Origin of the sequence: Streptomyces liliiviolaceus (assembly GCF_018070025.1) — a bacterium.
GTDB classification, from domain to species: Bacteria; Actinomycetota; Actinomycetes; order Streptomycetales; family Streptomycetaceae; genus Streptomyces; species Streptomyces liliiviolaceus.
The window spans coordinates 685,729-701,435 of the sequence record NZ_JAGPYQ010000001.1; the positions used below are offsets into that span (position 1 = coordinate 685,729).

The following is a 15,707-nucleotide window of genomic DNA, read 5'->3' on the forward strand; positions in this document are numbered from 1 at the left end:
AGCCGGCAGACAGCAGACGGAGATACGTACAGCACACGGCCGTGGCCCGGGAGTTCGTCCCGGGCCACGGCCGTGTGCTGGTTCTGCGGCTGAGTGCTTACGCCGCCACCGGCTCCTTCGGCTGCGGTGCCGTCGCGGCCTCGGCGGACTTCTCCGTACCGCCGTCGGGAGCCTGCTTGCGCATGCCCTTCAGGGCGATGACCAGGCCGGCCGTGACCGCCGTGCCGGCGGCGATGGCCAGCAGGTAGAGGAACGGGCTGCCGATCAGGAAGGTGACCCAGATGCCGCCGTGCGGGGCGCGCAGGGTCGAGCCGAACGCCATGGTCAGGGCGCCGGTGACCGCGCCGCCCGCCATCGAGGCCGGGATGACCCGCAGCGGGTCGGCGGCCGCGAACGGGATGGCGCCCTCGGAGATGAAGGAGGCGCCCAGGACCCAGGCGGCCTTGCCGTTCTCCTGCTCGGCCGGGGTGAAGAGCTTCTTGCGGAGGGTGGTCGCCAGCGCCATGCCGAGCGGCGGAACCATGCCCGCGGCCATCACGGCCGCCATGATCTTCATCGCGGAGTCGCTGGGGTCCTGCACGGCGATCCCGGCCGTGGCGAAGGCGTACGCGACCTTGTTGACGGGGCCGCCCAGGTCGAAGCACATCATCAGACCGAGCAGGACGCCGAGCAGCACCGCGTTCGTGCCGGAGAGCCCGCCGAGCCAGTCCGTCATCGCCTTCTGGGCCTCGGCGATGGGCTTGCCGATCACGATCAGCATCAGGAAGCCGACGACCATCGACGAGATCAGCGGGATCACGACCACCGGCATGATGCCGCGCAGCACCGGCGGGATCTTGATCCGCTGGATGGCGAGGACCACACCGCCGGCCAGCAGACCGGCCGCCAGGCCGCCGAGGAAACCGGCGTTGATGTTGGCCGAGATCATGCCGCCGACGAAGCCCGGCACGAGGCCCGGCCGGTCGGCCATCCCGTAGGCGATGTAGCCGGCGAGGACGGGGATCAGGAAGCCGAAGGCGACGCCGCCGATCTGGAACAGCAGCGCGCCCCAGCTGTCGATCTGGCCCCAGTGGAAGACCTCGGTGACCGGCTTGGCCTCGTTGATCTGGTAGCCGCCGATCGCGAACCCGAGCGCGATCAGCAGACCGCCCGCGGCCACGAAGGGGACCATGTAACTCACGCCGGTCATGAGCCACTTGCGGAGCTTGGTGCCGTAGCCGTCGCCGGGGTCGCCCGCCCGGTCCACCGGGGTGCCGCCGGGCCGGGCGGCCGAGGTGGACTCGCCGCGCTCGGCCCTGCCGCGTACGTCGGCGATCAGCTCGGCGGGCTTGTTGATGCCCGCCTTCACACCGACGTCCACGGTGGGCTTGCCCGCGAATCGTTCCTTCTCCCGTACGGGCACGTCGTGCGCGAAGATCACGCCGTCCGCCGCGGCGATGACGGCGGGGTCGAGCCGGGTGAAGCCGGCCGATCCTTGCGTCTCGACGACGACCTCGACGTCACCGGCCTCGCGGCCCGCGTTCTCCAGCGACTCGGCCGCCATGTAGGTGTGGGCGATACCGGTGGGGCAGGAGGTGACGGCGACGATCCGGAACGGCTGCCGGGCGCGGCCCTCGGCCGCGGGTTCGGCCGCGGGTTCGGTCCCGGGTTCGGTCCCGGGTTCGGTCCCGGCGGGGGTTTCCGCGGTCGGCGCCGGTTCGGCCGGAGCGTCGGCAGTGGGCTCCGCGGCTGCCGCGGGCTCGGGTGCGGCCACGGGGGTCTCGTCCCCGCGGATGAGCGCCGCCGCGGACTCCGCGTCGTCCACCGACCGCAGCGCGGACGTGAACTCGGCGTTCATCAACTGGCGGGCCAGCGACGACAGGATCGTGAGGTGGGCGTCGTCCGCACCGGCCGGAGCGGCGATCAGGAAGATCAGGTCGGCGGGGCCGTCCGGCGCGCCGAAGTCGATCCCGGCCGCGCTGCGCCCGAAGGCCAGGGTCGGCTCGGTGACGTGCTCGCTGCGGCAGTGCGGGATGCCGATGCCGCCGTCGAGGCCGGTCGGCATCTGGGCCTCGCGGGCGGCGACGTCGGCGAGGAATCCGTCCAGGTCGGTCACCCGCCCCAGAGACACCATGCGCTCGGCGAGGGCACGCGCCGCCGCTTCCTTCGTATCGGCGGACAGGTCGAGGTCGACCAGTTCCGCGGTGATCATCTCGCTCATCGCGGGCTCCTTCGCTCGCGTATCGCCCGGGGAGAGTGGTGGGCGGGGGTGGGGACGGGGACGGGGACTGCTTCGGTTGCCTCAGCCACTGCGGCCCTTGCGGCCACTGCGACTGCTGGGGCTGCTGGGGCTGGTGCGGTTGGTGCGGGGTGGGCCGAGGGAGTGCTCATGACGCCGGCTCCGTCAGTACGCGGTCGACCGGGATCTCCGCGGTGACCGTCACCGCGCCCGGGTCGAGGTTCGCCGGGCTCGGCATCACGCTGCCCGGCAGCTGGACGGCCGCCGCTCCGTGCGCCACGGCGGAGGCGAGCGCGCCGGGCCCGCTGCCACCGGCGATGAGGAAACCGGCGAGGGAGGAGTCGCCGGCGCCCACATTGCTGCGTACGACGTCGACGCGGGCGCTCGCGAACCACGCGCCGTCCTCGCCGACGAGCAACTGCCCGTCGGCGCCGAGGGAGGCGAGTACGGTGCGCGCGCCCAGCTCCCGCAGTTCTTCGGCGGCCTTGACCGCGTCGCCGACCGTGGCGAGCGGGCGGCCGACCGCCTCGGCGAGCTCCTCGACGTTCGGCTTGACGACGTCGGGCCCCTCGCGCAGGGCCGCGAGCAGTGCCGGCCCCGAGGTGTCCAGCGCGATGCGGGCGCCCGCCCGGTGGGCGCGGGCGACCAGTTCCGCGTACCAGGAGGGTGCGAGGCCGCGGGGCAGGCTGCCGCAGCAGGCGATCCAGTCCGCGTCGCGGGACTGCTCGCGCACCGCCTCCAGGAGCGACTCCTGTTCGGCGGAGGTGAGTTCGGGTCCGGGTGCGTTGATCTTCGTGAGGACACCGTCCGCCTCGGCGAGCGCGATGTTCGAGCGGGTCGCCCCGGCGACGGGGACCGGTGCGACCTCGATGCCCTGGGCGTCGAGCAGGTCGGCGACGAGTGCGCCGGGGGCGCCGCCGAGGGGCAGGACCGCGACGGTTCGCCGGCCGGCCGCGGCGACCGCCCGCGAGACGTTGACGCCCTTGCCGCCCGGGTCCATGCGCTCGCCGGTGGCCCGGATGACCTCACCGCGGTCGAGCGAGGGGACCTCGTACGTGCGGTCCAGCGACGGGTTCGGGGTGACGGTGAGGATCATGCGCGCACTACTTCCGTGCCGCCGCGCTCGATGGCGGTGGCGTCTTCGGGGCTCAGCCCGCTGTCGGTGATCAGGAGGTCCACCTCGTCGAGGCCGCCGAAGCGCGCGAAGTGCTCCTGGCCGTGCTTGGCCGAGTCGGCGAGCAGCACCACGCGGCGGGCCGCGGCGAGGGCGGCGCGCTTCACGGCGGCTTCGGCGAGGTCGGGGGTGGTCAGGCCGTGTTCGGCGGAGAAGCCGTTCGCGGCGAGGAAGACCACGTCCGCGCGGATCTCCCCGTACGCCCGCAGCGCCCAGGCGTCGACCGCCGCGCGGGTACGGTGCCGGACGCGGCCCCCGATGAGGTGGAGCTGGACGCCGGGGTGGTCGGCGAGGCGGGCGGCGATGGGGAGGCTGTGCGTCACGACCGTGAGCGAGGCCTCCAGCGGGAGGGCGCCGGCGAGGCGGGCGACGGTCGTGCCCGCGTCGAGGATCATCGTGCCCTCTTCGGGCAGTTCGGCGAGGGCCGCCTTGGCGATGCGGTCCTTCTCGTCCGCGGCGGTGGTCTCGCGCTCGGCGAGGTCGGGCTCGAAGTCGAGCCGCCCGGCCGGTATGGCGCCGCCGTGCACGCGGCGCAGGAGTCCCGCCCGGTCGAGTGCCTTCAGGTCCCGCCGGATGGTCTCGGCCGTGACCTGGAACTCCTCGGCCAGCGATACGACGTCCACGCGTCCACCGTCACGTGCGAGCCGGAGGATCTCCTGCTGCCGCTCAGGTGCGTACATGCCCGTTCGCCTCCACTCTGTGCCCGAACCTGTTGTTTCCCTCGCAGGCTACGCCCGCGTTTCGGGAAAGTAAACAGGTTCGGGCACCGATGTGGGCATGAACGGGCATGAGCGGACATCATTGCTCGGCCGCTGCCAGGCCGCTGCCCGGCCTCTGCTCAGCGGACGAGTTCGGGCTCCTGGTCGTCGGCGGGGGTGGGCGCACTCGCCGCTGCGGGCGCTTCGTCCGTGGCTTCCGCTCCCTCCGTCGCCGCCGACCCCTCCACGTGCTGGGCCGGGCGCTTCGGGAGGGCGGACATCAGCAGGAAGATGACCGTCATCACGACGGCGACCCAGACCATCGCGTGCTGGAAGGCGTCGACGAACGCGGGGCCGACCTCCGGCGGGGCGAGGCGGTCGGAGATCCGGCCGAAGAAGACGACGGAGACCAGGGCGAGGCCGAGGGCGTTGCCCATCTGCTGGACCGTGTTGATCAGGCCGGACGCCGAACCGGCGTGCTCGCGCGGCACCTCGGAGAGGACCGCGTCGGTGAGCGGGGCGACGATCAGACCCATGCCGAGACCCATCACGACCAGCGGGAGGGCCATCTGCCAGGAGGCGATGGACAGGCCGTACCGCTCGGACTCCCAGATGTAGAGCAGGACACCGGCGGCCATGGTGAGCGCGCCCGCCTGCAGCACCTTGCGGCCGAACCGCGGCACCAGCTTCTGCACCGACAGACCCGCCGCCAGCGACACCGCGATCGAGAACGGTACGCCCGTCAGGCCGGCCCGCAGCGGGCTCCAGCCGAGGCCGGTCTGCATGTAGAGCGTCCAGATCAGGAAGAAGATGCCGAGGCCGATCCCGAACACGGTCTGGACGGCGATGCCCGCCGCGAAGCTCTTCACCTTGAACAGGGAGAGTTCGACGAGCGGCGAACCGTCCCGCGCCGTCTTGCGCTTCTCGTACGCCACCAGCGCACCGAGGACGACGAGGGAGCCGCCCATCGACACGTACCCCCAGGTCGGCCAGTCCAGCTCGCGGCCGCGGATCAGCGGGTAGAGCAGCATCAGCAGACCGAGGGTGACCAGGGCGACGCCGACGAGGTCGAGCTTCAGGGCCCGCGGGGCCTTGGACTCGGTGATGAACCTCCGGCCCAGGATCAGGCCCGCGATGCCCACGGGGAGGTTGATGAGGAAGATCGGCCGCCATTCCAGGCCGAACAGGTTCCACTCGGTGAGCAGCGCGCCGAAGAGGGGGCCGGAGACCGCGCCCAGGCCCACGATCGCGCCGAACAGGCCGAAGACCTTGCCGCGTTCGTGCGCCGGGAAGGTGGCGTGCACGATCGACAGGACCTGCGGGACCATCAGCGCGGCCATCGCGCCCTGGAGGATGCGCGAGGCGACGAGCATGTCCGGGTTCACGGCGAAGCCGCAGAGCGCGGACGCGAGGGTGAAGCCGCCGATGCCGATGAGGAAGAGGCGTTTGCGGCCGTGGATGTCGCCCAGGCGTCCGCCGGTGATCAGGCCCGCGGCGAAGGCGAGCGCGTAGCCGGCGGTGATCCACTGGATCTGACTGAACGTGGCGCCCGCGTCCCGCTGGATCGAGGGGATCGCGATGTTGACGATCGTCACGTCGACCAGGTCCATGAAGGCGGCCGTCATGACGATGGCCAGGGCGTACCAGCGGCGGCGGTCCGCCTCCGGCCGGGGGGACGCGGGGGTGGTGCTCGGTGTGGTCATGGTTTGACGGTAGGAGGGATGTAGGTCAGGTCGTGTCCTAGTTGTGGGGGATGCTCGGGGTGTGGGCGGACGGGGTGGGTGCGTTTGGAGGGTGCGGGTGCGTCGTGGCCGGTCGCGCAGTTCCCCGCGCCCCTGAAGGCGAAAGACAAAAGATTGCGCCGTTCCCCGCGCCCCTAGGGGTCCGCGCCCCCGGTCGGTTCTACGAGAGGGAGACATCTATGAGTACGGACACTCCGGCGCGGCTGTTGCAGTTGTTGTCTCTTCTTCAGACTCCTCGGGAGTGGCCCGGTGGGGAGCTCTCGGAGCGGCTCGGGGTATCCCGGCGGACCGTGCGGCGGGATGTCGACCGGCTGCGGGAGCTGGGCTATCCGGTGCAGGCGACCAAGGGCGCGGACGGCGGCTACCGGCTGGTCGCCGGGAAGGCCATGCCTCCGCTGGTTCTCGACGACGAGGAGGCGGTGGCGATCGCGGTGGGCCTGCGAGCCGGTGCGGGGCACGCCGTCGAGGGCGTCGACGAGGCCTCGGTCCGGGCGCTGGCCAAGCTCGAACAGGTCCTGCCGAGCCGGCTGCGCCACCGCGTCTCCACCTTGCAGGCCGCCACCACTCCCCTGACGACGGGCGACGGCGCCAGCATCGCGCCCGAGACGCTGACCACGATGGCCTCGACGATCGCGGGGCAGGAGCAGCTGCGGTTCGCGTACCGCGCGGGGGACGGGGCCGAGAGCCGGCGCCGGACGGAGCCGTACCGGCTCGTGTCGACCGGCCGCCGCTGGTATCTCGTCGCCTACGACCTCGGCCGCGAGGACTGGCGTACGTTCCGGGTCGACCGTGTGTCCGAGCCCTTCGCGACCGGGGCGCGTTTCGCGAGGCGCGAGCTGCCCACGGGGGACGCGGCCGAATATCTGCGGCAGTCGATGTACCGGCGGCAGGAGACGTACGCGTTCGACGTGACGTTCGTGGCGCCGGCGGACTTCGTCACGGCGCGGCTGCCCGCGTGGCTGGGGGCGCCCGAGCCGATCGGCGACGGGCGGTGCCGGTTGCGTGGCGCGTCGGGGGACGCGGTGGAGTGGATGGCCGTGCGGCTCGCGATGGTGGACTGCGAGTTCACCGTGCACGCCCCGGCGGAACTCGTGGCCTGCGTAAGGGACTTGGGGGGACGGCTCAGCCGGGCGGTCGAGGGCTAGGGGGCCGTGCCGGTGGCGGGGTGGCCTCTCCTCGCGAACGCAGGGGATGCCCGTCCTCGCGAACGGTGCGTCCGTCGGCGCGGTTTGCCTCCGTGACACAATGTGCCGCCTGGGTCACCCCGGGGTTCAGGTTCGGGGTGGCCCAGTCGTCGTGTCCGCACGCCGCACGGCCCCGTGGAACGGCCTCACGACCCCACGGATGGAGTCGAGCTCCGGCGCCAGGGGAGGCGCCGGAGCTCGGCTCTGGAAGAGTCCCGGCACCGGGGGGAGTGCGTCGGGACTCGGCTTTTGGGGGGTCCTGGAGTTTGTGCCCCGGGACCGATGTGTTGAAGCGGCTGTAAACGGACTTCTGTGCGACCCGGTGAGAGGCTCTGACCAGCCGTGCCGTGAGGCATGGCCGACACAGATCTGCTCGTCCGTCCCGCGGTAGGCTCGCATGCCCCCGAAACGGGGACCCAATCCCCTCGAAGAGGACGAGTTTTTCTCACGCCGGACCGGGCCCCGGGCAGGGAACCGAACCGCTGCCCGGACCGGGGCGCCGCCGGAGCCCGGAAGCGGTCCTTCCCGCGGGCCGGCGGCGGGCCGGGCCCGGCCCGCCGGAGTGCGTCCCGGTGACCGGACGCCGCCGGACGCCGCCGTAGGAAGCCCGCGCCGGGCGTCCTACGCCGCGGCGTCGAACCCTGTGGAACGGGCCAGCTTCTTCAGTTCCATCAGCGCGTGCTTCTCGATCTGGCGGATGCGCTCGCGGGTGAGGCCGTGCTCCTTGCCGACCTCGGTCAGCGTGCGCTCGCGGCCGTCCTCGATGCCGTACCGCATCTTGATGATCGAGGCGGTGCGCTGGTCGAGGCGGCCTATGAGGTCGTCCAGCTCCTCGCTGCGCAGCAGCGTCAGCACGGACTGCTCGGGCGACACGGCCGAGGTGTCCTCCAGCAGGTCCCCGAACTGGGTGTCGCCCTCGTCGTCCACCGACATGTTCAGCGAAACCGGGTCGCGGGCCCAGTCCAGGACGTCGATGACGCGCTCCGGCTTGGAGTCCAGCTCCGCCGCGATCTCCGTGGGCTCCGGATCGCGGCCGTGCTCGCGGTTGAACTCGCGCTGCACACGGCGGATCCGGCCCAGCTCCTCCACCAGGTGGACGGGGAGGCGGATGGTGCGGGACTGGTCGGCGATGGACCGGGTGATGGCCTGACGGATCCACCAGGTCGCGTACGTCGAGAACTTGAAGCCCTTGCGGTAGTCGAACTTCTCGACCGCGCGCACCAGGCCCGCGTTCCCCTCCTGGATCAGGTCCAGCAGCGGGAGGCCGCTGCGGGGGTAGCGGCGGGCCACCGCGACGACCAGGCGGAGGTTCGACTTGATGAAGACCTCCTTGGCCCGCTCGGCCTCGGCGACCAGCGCTTCGAGCTCCTCGCGGGAGGCCTGCACCTTGCTGTCGGTGGTCTCACCGTCGAGAAGCTGCCGCGCGAAGACGCCGGCCTCGATGGTCTGGGACAGCTCGACCTCCCTGGCGGCGTCGAGCAGCGGTGTGCGCGCTATCTCGTCGAGATACATGCCGACCAGGTCGCGGTCGGCGATCTCGCCGCCTACGGCGCGAACACTGCGTGCCGCGTCGGTCTCGCCGGAGGCGGACTTACGACGGGCGACGGCACGGGTTGCCATGCGTGCTCCCTTGCGATGGTGGGCTTGCGGGTCCTGGTGGTGGCTCGGACACCCTCCCGAGTGCCCTGCTTCCGATGGAAACAACGACTGGAATCCGGACAGAATTCCCAACCCGGCCCTCGATTTTTCTGATCTTGCAGTACCCTGTGCCGCCGTAAAAGGAGGCGTGGTGGTGTCGGAACATACAGAGGTCCAGGTCAGACCCGGAGTCGAAGCCGACCTCGGCGCTCTCACGGACATCTACAACCACTACGTCCGTGAGACGCCCATCACCTTCGACACGGCGGTCTTCACCCCGGAGGAGCGACGCCCTTGGCTGCTCTCTCACCCTGAAGACGGCCCGCATCGGCTGATGGTTGCCGTGGACGCGGACTCACAGCGGATTCTGGGGTACGCCACATCGAGCGCGTTCCGGCCGAAGCCCGCGTACGAGACGTCCGTGGAGGTGACGGTCTACCTCGCTCCCGGCGCGGGCGGCCGGGGTGTCGGCACGCGGCTCTACAAGGCTCTCTTCGACGCGCTCGTGGGCGAGGACCTCCACCGGGCGTACGCGGGGATCGTGCAGCCCAACGAGGCGTCCGTGCGGCTGCACGAACGGTTCGGGTTCCGGTACCTCGGCACGTACCGGGAGGCGGGCCGGAAGCTCGGCCGGTACTGGGATGTGGCGCGGTACGAGAAGGATCTCTGAGACCCGGCCGGCCCCCGCTGTCAGCCGAACTGGACCGAGCGCTTGGCCAGGCCCAGCCAGAAGCCGTCGATCACGGACCGCTGGGACGCCAGGTCGCCGGCGGCGTCCGCCGCTCCCATGGTCACGAACAGCGGGGCGAAGTGCTCCGTGCGCGGGTGGGCCAGCTGTCCGGCCGGGGACTTGTGGAGGAAGTCGAGGAGGCCGTCCACGTCCGCGGAGTCGAGCGCCTGGTGGCCCCAGGCGTCGAACTCGGCCGACCAGCCGGGGATGCCTCCCTGACGGAGGGCGGCGAGGTTGTGGGTGAAGAAGCCGGAGCCGACGATCAGGACGCCCTCGTCGCGCAGGGGGGCCAGCTTGCGGCCTATCTCCATCAGGCGGACGGGGTCCAGCGTGGGCATGGAGACCTGAAGGACCGGAATGTCGGCCTCGGGGAACATCTCCACGAGCGGGACGTACGCGCCGTGGTCCAGGCCGCGGTCCGGGATGTCCTGGACCGGTGTGCCGGGGGCGCGCAGCAGCTTGCGGACGGACTCGGCGAGGGCGGGGGCGCCCGGGGCGTCGTACCGCACCTTGTAGTAGTGCTCGGGGAAGCCCCAGAAGTCGTAGACCAGCGGGACGGGTGCGATGGCGCCGAGGGCCAGCGGGGCCTCCTCCCAGTGCGCCGAGACCATCAGGATCGCCTTGGGGCGCGGGAGGTCGGCGGACCAGGCGGCGAGCTGGCCGGGCCAGATCGGGTCGTCGGCGAGGGGCGGGGCGCCGTGCGAGAGGTAGAGGGCGGGCATGCGCTCCACGGCGGGGTGTTCCTCGGTGGCTGCGGACATGACTGCGGCTCCCTCTCGTGCTGCTAGAAGCGGTGCTCGAATAGCTGCTCGAATCGCTGCTCCGAGCGAGGTTGCTTGAAGTATCAAGCTCTGTTAGGCGGAGCCTACTCCCTACTTGTTTAAGATTCAAGAAGGGGCTCGTACAGTAGGTGTATGAACACGGCATCCGCTGACGAGCCGCGCTGGCTCAGTGACGAGGAACAGCGCACCTGGCGTGCGTTCATGCACGCGACCACGCTTCTTGAGGACCATCTCGACCGCCAGCTGCAGCGTGACGCGGGCATGCCGCACATCTACTACGGGCTGCTCGTGCAGCTGGTCGAGGCGCCGCGGCGGCGGTTGCGGATGACCGAGCTGGCGATGAGAGCGAAGATCACGCGGTCGCGTCTCTCGCATGCGATCGCTCGGCTGGAGAAGAACGGGTGGGTGCGGCGGGAGGACTGTCCGTCCGACAAGCGGGGGCAGTTCGCGGTCCTGACGGACGAGGGGTACGCCGTTCTCGAACGGGTCGCTCCCGGGCATGTGGCCGCGGTGCGGCAGGCGCTGTTCGATCGGCTCTCGCCCGAGCAGCAGAAGGCGCTCGGGGAGGCGATGCTGCTCATCGCGGAGGGGCTTCAGCCGGAGGGGGCGGGGGCGGACCTGCCCTGGCTGCGCTAGCCGACTCGGGACTTTCGGCACGGCCGGGGTCTGCTGCGGCCGTCGTCGGGTGCGGGCGGGTGGGGGCTGAGCGCGCAGTTCCCCGCGCCCCTTCGTCGGCGGAGGCCGCTGCTCGGGTGCGGGTACGTGGGGGCTGAGCGCGCCGTTCCCCGCGCCCCTTCGTGGGCGGAGGTCGCTGCTCGGGTGCGGGTGCGTGGGGGCTGAGCGCGCCGTTCCCCGCGCCCCTTCGTGGGCGGAGGTCGCTGCTCGGGTGCGGGTGCGTGGGGGCTGAGCGCGCCGTTCCCCGCGCCCCTTCGTGGGCGGAGGTCGCTGCTCGGGTGCGGGTGCGTGGGTGCTGAGCGCGCCGTTCCCCGCGCCCCTTTGCGGGCGGAGGTCGCTGCTCGGGTGCGGGTACGTGGGGGCTCAGCGCGCCGTTCCCCGCGCCCCTTAAAAGCGGCCCCGCAAGGGGTACGGGGAACGACGCGGGCAACCCCCGCCAAAGGGGCGCGGGGAACTGCGCGGCCAGCCCCCACCGGCCCGCAGAATCACGACAACCGGCCGGCCTCTCAAGGGGCGCGGGGAACTGCGCGGGCAACCCCCACCGGGTCGCAGGTACACGACGCCCGGCCGCCCCCCACCCCCACCAGACCCCCAGGTCGAATACAGCCCCCGTCGAGGAGCCGAGCGCAGCGATCTGCCCCGGCTCCGTCGTAACAGGAGCCGGGGCAGATCGGGGTTCGCGCGTACGAAGGCGTCCCCACCCCTGCGTACGCACGAGGTCAGTGGGTGACCCAGTCGGTTCCGGGCCCGCTCACCGCGAAGCGGCTAGTGGGCGATGACCGGCACCTTCACGTCGTCCTCGGCCCCGTCGACGGACTCGGAGGACGCGTTCATGTCCACACTGCCCGCGTTGACGAAGGTGAAGACGATCGCCGCGGCCACCACGAGGATGCCCACCGCGAACCAGATCGCGTTCGTGTACCCGTGCACCTGCGCCTGCAGCTGCACGAGCTGCTGCTGGGACTGCGTGGCCGCACCGCCGATGTGGTCCTTGACGTACGCGGTCGTGGCCGAAGCCGCGATCGTGTTCAGCAGGGCCGTACCGATCGCGCCACCCACCTGCTGCGAGGTGTTGACCATCGCGGAGGCGACACCGGAGTCACGCGGCTCGACACCGAGCGTGGCCAGGGACATGGCCGGCATGAACGCCGTACCCATACCGAGGCCGAGCAGCAGCATCGCCGGCAGGAGCAGCGTCGCGTACGACGAGCCGATCTCCATCCGGGTCAGGAGCAGCATGCCGAGCGCCGCGACCAGGAAGCCGGGACCCATCAGCAGCCGCGCCGGAACGCGGTTCATCAGCCGGGCGCCGATCTGCGTGGAGCCCGTGATCATGCCCGCGATCATCGGAAGGAAGGCGAAACCGGTCTTGACCGGCGTGTAACCCTTCACGATCTGCAGGTAGTAGGTCAGGAAGAGGAACAGACCGAACATCGCGATGATCGCGAGGCCGAGCGAGAGGTAGATACCGCCACGGTTGCGCTCGGTGATGACGCGCAGGGGCAGCAGCGGGGCCTTGACCTTGGACTCGACGAAGACGAAGGCCGCGAGGAGCAGCGCCGACGCGATGAACAGGCCGATCGTGGTGGTGTCGCTCCAGCCCTCGGACTCGGCACGCGTGAAGCCGTAGACGAGCGAGACCAGACCGAGGGTGGACAGGACGACACCCGGGATGTCGAGCGGCGAGCGGTTGCGGCTGCCGACCGGCTCACGGATGACGAAGTACGCACCGGCCGCGGCGACGACCGCGAACGGGATGTTGACGAAGAAGGTCCAGCGCCAGTTCAGGTACTCGGTGAGGAAACCGCCGAGGATGAGGCCGACGGCGCCACCGCCACCGGCGATCGCCCCGTAGATGCCGAACGCCTTGGCGCGCTCCTTGGAGTCGGTGAACATCACCGCGAGGAGCGAGAGCGCGGCGGGGGCGAGCAGTGCGCCGAACGCGCCCTGCAGAGCACGGGAGCCGAGCAGCATCGCCTCGTTGGTCGCGGCGCCACCGAGCGCGGACGCGCCGGCGAAGCCGATCAGACCGGCGACGAAGGTGCGCTTGCGGCCCCACAGGTCGGCTATGCGGCCACCGAACAGGAGGAGTCCGCCGAAGGCGAGGGCGTAGGCCGTGATGACCCACTGCCGGTTGCCGTCGGAGATCCCGAGGTCCTGCTGGGCCGAGGGAAGGGCGATGTTCACGATGGTCGCGTCGAGCACGACCATCAGCTGGGCGAGCGCGATGAAGACCAGCGCTTTCCAGCGGTTGGAATCGGGAGCCGGCGCCTTGGCGGCGTTGGCCTGGACTGTTTCAGACATGGGAGTACCCACTTCAGGACTTCGTGGCGAAAAAACGTGACGGAAGGGACGGCTCGTCACCGGTGACGTCTTCGTCGACTGCTTCGTCGACGCCCTCCTCGACGTCCTTGTCGATGACGACCGGTGGCTTGTGGTGTGAGTGGTGCGGTGTGAGTGGTGCGGTGCGAGTCGTGCGCTGTGAGTCGTGCTGTATGAATCGCGCGGTGTGAGTCGCGCGGTCATGAGTCGCGCGGTCATGAGTGGTGACTCGCGAAGTACGCGGATCTGATCGGTCGGCCGGACTGTCGGTCAAAGACCCGTTGAGCCGGTCGCTCGATCGGTCAGGCTCGTCGCAGGTCCTCCATGGTCGCGGCCGCACCGGGCAGTTCGGAGCGGGCGGGCGCCCGTAGCCCGTCCAGGAACAGCTGCAGGTGGCGGTGGACGAAGCGGTCCATGTTCGGGCACGCGGTACCGGGCAGGGGCCGGGTGAGCTGGCTGATGGCGATCATGAGGTCCGCGACGGCGACGTCGGGACGGAGCTGGCCCGCGGTCCGGGCCCGCCCCATGAGCGTCTCGATCAGCTCCTCGATCCGCTCGCGCGAGGCGACCAGGTCCGGGTGGTTCTCGTCGAAGGCTTCCGAGAGCATCGGGCACAGGGCGCCGATCCGCTCGTCGGCCGAGGCGTGCACGAACCGCGAGAGCGCCTCGAAGGCGTCACCGGTCTCGGCGAGCATCTGCTCGACCTGTTCCGAGACACGGTCCATGACCGAGCAGACCACCTCGCGCTGGAGGGCGGCCCGGTCCGGGAAGTTGCGGTACAGCGTGGCGTTGCCGATACCCGCCCGGCGGGCGATCTCGTCGAGCGGCACCTCGGCACCGAACTCGACGAACATCTCTCGTCCGGCGGCGACGATCCGCTCCCGGTTGCGCAGAGCATCGGCCCTCGGGCGGGGCACCTTGCGCTGGGCGACGGTTGCGGTCTCCACGGCGTACTCCTTCGAAGTCTTCTCAGTCGGTCTCGGCTGTTCGCGCTGCCCGTGCGATCCGGGGAACGTCTCCCCGGTTCGTGCGGACACAGGTCTAAACGGGGAAACGATCCCCGGTTATTTCCCGATCCTGAAGAGATTTCATGTGACCTGGGTCACAGATCATCTTCAGGGGGTTTGCCGCCCACTTCCCACGATCGGTCTCCTCCAGCGCGCGCCCCCGCATCCGGCGGCACAGGGTGATCGGACAGGGTGCAGCCATCAACGGCCGGCTGCCCGGAGCGAAGGGCTTCGCATGCAGCCGACCAGCCGCCGGATACGCCCGCGCCGCCGCACCGCAGCCCTCGTCTCGGTCACCGCGCTCACCCTGGCGGTCAGCACCTCCGCCGGAACCGGACATCTGACGGGCGGCTCGACCTCGGCGGCGGGCCCCGTGGCACCGGCGGCCGGCACCTCCCCGCTCGGCCCCTGCATGATCAGCGGCTCGACGGGCGTGCAGATGTCGGAGGGCATCCCCACCCCCTCGGGCTACGCCCGCTCCACCGGCACCGTCCGCGCCCTCAACCTGATGGTCGACTTCTCCGACGCGCCCGGACAGGGCAAGGCGCTCGACCGCTTCGGTGAGTTCTTCCCGCAGACCACCGACTGGTTCCGCACCAGTTCGTACGGCCGTCTCGACTACCGTCCGCAGGCCCCGATAGGCGACTGGCTGCGGATGCCCAAGCCCTTCAAGGAGTACGGGATAGAACGCGGCGCCCCCTTCGACCCCGGGTACCGCGACCTGGTCCAGGACATCGTGAGCACCGCCGACCCGAAGGTGAACTTCCAGGACTACGACCTGCTGAACGTCCTGATCACGCCGAACGCAGGCCCCTCCGCCCTGGACACCGTCCTCTCCGTCACCTTCGCGGGCAACACCGAGGCGCCGGTCGCGGACGGGGTGCCCGTCGCCAACGCGTCCTTCGTCTACAGCCGCCAGGACGACGGGTCCGGCACGTACGCCGAGACCGGCTACCGCGTACTCCCCCACGAGAACGGCCATGTCTTCGGGCTGCCCGACCTCTACACCCAGGACGGCGGCGGCGCGGTCGGGCACTGGGACATCATGAGCGAGGACTGGGGGGCCGACAACGACCTGCTGGGCTGGCACAAGTGGAAGCTCGGCTGGCTCGACGACTCCCAGGTCGGCTGCGCGGCCTCGCCCGGCACGACCGAGCATGTACTGACCCCGCTGACCGAGCCCGGCGACGGCGGCAAACTGGTCTTCGTGCCCGTCGACGCGAAGACGGGGTACGCGGCCGAACTGCGCACGCAGGCGGGCAACGACGAGTCGGTCTGCAAGACGGGCGTACTGATCTACAAGGTGAACGCGGACGTCGACACCGGCCACGGCCCGATCTCGGTGATCGACTCCACGAAGGACAGCGGCGGCTGCACCCGCAGCCCGAACGTCCACGCCGAACTCTCCGACGCCCCCTTCTCTCCCGGCCAGTACTTCAAGGACCTGCGATCCGGCATCCGCATCACGGTCGCGGGCAAGGACCCCCAGGGCAACCACCGCGTGTACGTGACCCGCGGCCCCCACTGAAGGGACGGG

General features: G+C 70.9%; 12 protein-coding genes. 4 read left to right on the plus strand and 8 right to left on the minus strand.

Annotated elements, in window-relative coordinates; translation table 11 throughout:
- Positions 1-97: 97 nt before the first annotated feature.
- From J8N05_RS02925 to J8N05_RS02940, 4 genes are all read right to left on the minus strand, one after another.
- On the minus strand, positions 98-2,200 hold the full coding sequence (locus J8N05_RS02925) for a PTS fructose transporter subunit IIABC (RefSeq protein ID WP_210880912.1): 2,103 nt from the start codon (positions 2,198-2,200) through the stop codon (positions 98-100).
- Between the two features lie 166 nt (positions 2,201-2,366).
- Positions 2,367-3,314 carry a 1-phosphofructokinase gene (pfkB, locus tag J8N05_RS02930; protein ID WP_210880913.1) on the minus strand — a complete coding sequence of 316 codons (948 nt, stop codon included), beginning with the start codon at positions 3,312-3,314 and terminating at the stop codon, positions 2,367-2,369.
- A complete protein-coding gene (locus J8N05_RS02935; protein ID WP_210880914.1) occupies positions 3,311-4,072 on the minus strand; it encodes a DeoR/GlpR family DNA-binding transcription regulator in 762 nt (253 codons plus the stop codon). Before J8N05_RS02935 ends, pfkB begins: the two co-directional genes overlap by 4 nt.
- A gap of 158 nt (positions 4,073-4,230) precedes the next feature.
- On the minus strand, positions 4,231-5,793 hold the full coding sequence (locus tag J8N05_RS02940; protein ID WP_210880915.1) for an MFS transporter: 1,563 nt from the start codon (positions 5,791-5,793) through the stop codon (positions 4,231-4,233).
- 218 nt (positions 5,794-6,011) lie between these two features.
- Between J8N05_RS02940 and J8N05_RS02945 the strand changes: the two genes are divergently transcribed.
- Positions 6,012-6,977 carry a helix-turn-helix transcriptional regulator gene (locus J8N05_RS02945; RefSeq protein WP_210880916.1) on the plus strand — a complete coding sequence of 322 codons (966 nt, stop codon included), beginning with the start codon at positions 6,012-6,014 and terminating at the stop codon, positions 6,975-6,977.
- Between the two features lie 660 nt (positions 6,978-7,637).
- Here the strand turns inward: J8N05_RS02945 and J8N05_RS02950 are convergent.
- Positions 7,638-8,636: a sigma-70 family RNA polymerase sigma factor gene (locus J8N05_RS02950; RefSeq protein WP_210880917.1), complete on the minus strand. Its 999-nt coding sequence runs from the start codon at positions 8,634-8,636 to the stop codon at positions 7,638-7,640.
- A 169-nt stretch (positions 8,637-8,805) separates the two neighbouring features.
- On the opposite strand from J8N05_RS02950, the gene J8N05_RS02955 reads away from it, so the two are divergent.
- The gene (locus J8N05_RS02955) at positions 8,806-9,324 is read left to right on the plus strand and encodes a GNAT family N-acetyltransferase (RefSeq protein WP_210880918.1); all 519 of its coding nucleotides are present in this window, start codon (positions 8,806-8,808) and stop codon (positions 9,322-9,324) included.
- Positions 9,325-9,344: 20 nt separating this feature from the next.
- Here J8N05_RS02955 and J8N05_RS02960 read toward each other — a convergent pair whose 3' ends face one another.
- Positions 9,345-10,145 carry a dioxygenase family protein gene (locus J8N05_RS02960; protein ID WP_210880919.1) on the minus strand — a complete coding sequence of 267 codons (801 nt, stop codon included), beginning with the start codon at positions 10,143-10,145 and terminating at the stop codon, positions 9,345-9,347.
- Positions 10,146-10,298: 153 nt separating this feature from the next.
- Here J8N05_RS02960 and J8N05_RS02965 point away from each other — a divergent pair, with 153 nt between their 5' ends.
- Positions 10,299-10,802, plus strand: a complete 504-nt coding sequence (locus tag J8N05_RS02965; RefSeq protein WP_210880920.1) for a MarR family winged helix-turn-helix transcriptional regulator — start codon at positions 10,299-10,301, stop codon at positions 10,800-10,802.
- An 804-nt stretch (positions 10,803-11,606) separates the two neighbouring features.
- Here J8N05_RS02965 and J8N05_RS02970 read toward each other — a convergent pair.
- Positions 11,607-13,145: an MFS transporter gene (locus J8N05_RS02970; RefSeq protein WP_210880921.1), complete on the minus strand. Its 1,539-nt coding sequence runs from the start codon at positions 13,143-13,145 to the stop codon at positions 11,607-11,609.
- Positions 13,146-13,465: 320 nt separating this feature from the next.
- Positions 13,466-14,110, minus strand: coding sequence for a TetR/AcrR family transcriptional regulator (locus tag J8N05_RS02975; protein ID WP_210880922.1), 645 nt, complete (start codon positions 14,108-14,110; stop codon positions 13,466-13,468).
- A gap of 295 nt (positions 14,111-14,405) precedes the next feature.
- Here J8N05_RS02975 and J8N05_RS02980 point away from each other — a divergent pair, with 295 nt between their 5' ends.
- Positions 14,406-15,698 (plus strand): M6 family metalloprotease domain-containing protein, encoded by a 1,293-nt coding sequence (locus J8N05_RS02980; RefSeq protein WP_210880923.1) that lies wholly within the window; start codon positions 14,406-14,408, stop codon positions 15,696-15,698.
- The last annotated feature ends 9 nt before the right edge of the window (positions 15,699-15,707 follow it).

Excerpts from the sequence above, each read along its gene's own strand:
- pfkB (WP_210880913.1), bottom strand. The coding sequence starts at position 3,314 with ATGATCCTCACCGTCACCCCGAACCCGTCGCTGGACCGCACGTACGAG.
- J8N05_RS02960 (WP_210880919.1), bottom strand. The coding sequence starts at position 10,145 with ATGTCCGCAGCCACCGAGGAACACCCCGCCGTGGAGCGCATGCCCGCC.
- J8N05_RS02940 (WP_210880915.1), bottom strand. The coding sequence starts at position 5,793 with ATGACCACACCGAGCACCACCCCCGCGTCCCCCCGGCCGGAGGCGGAC.
- J8N05_RS02950 (WP_210880917.1), bottom strand. The coding sequence starts at position 8,636 with ATGGCAACCCGTGCCGTCGCCCGTCGTAAGTCCGCCTCCGGCGAGACC.
- J8N05_RS02980 (WP_210880923.1), top strand. The coding sequence starts at position 14,406 with ATGCAGCCGACCAGCCGCCGGATACGCCCGCGCCGCCGCACCGCAGCC.
- J8N05_RS02945 (WP_210880916.1), top strand. The coding sequence starts at position 6,012 with ATGAGTACGGACACTCCGGCGCGGCTGTTGCAGTTGTTGTCTCTTCTT.
- J8N05_RS02965 (WP_210880920.1), top strand. The coding sequence starts at position 10,299 with ATGAACACGGCATCCGCTGACGAGCCGCGCTGGCTCAGTGACGAGGAA.
- J8N05_RS02970 (WP_210880921.1), bottom strand. The coding sequence starts at position 13,145 with ATGTCTGAAACAGTCCAGGCCAACGCCGCCAAGGCGCCGGCTCCCGAT.
- J8N05_RS02935 (WP_210880914.1), bottom strand. The coding sequence starts at position 4,072 with ATGTACGCACCTGAGCGGCAGCAGGAGATCCTCCGGCTCGCACGTGAC.
- J8N05_RS02925 (WP_210880912.1), bottom strand. The coding sequence starts at position 2,200 with ATGAGCGAGATGATCACCGCGGAACTGGTCGACCTCGACCTGTCCGCC.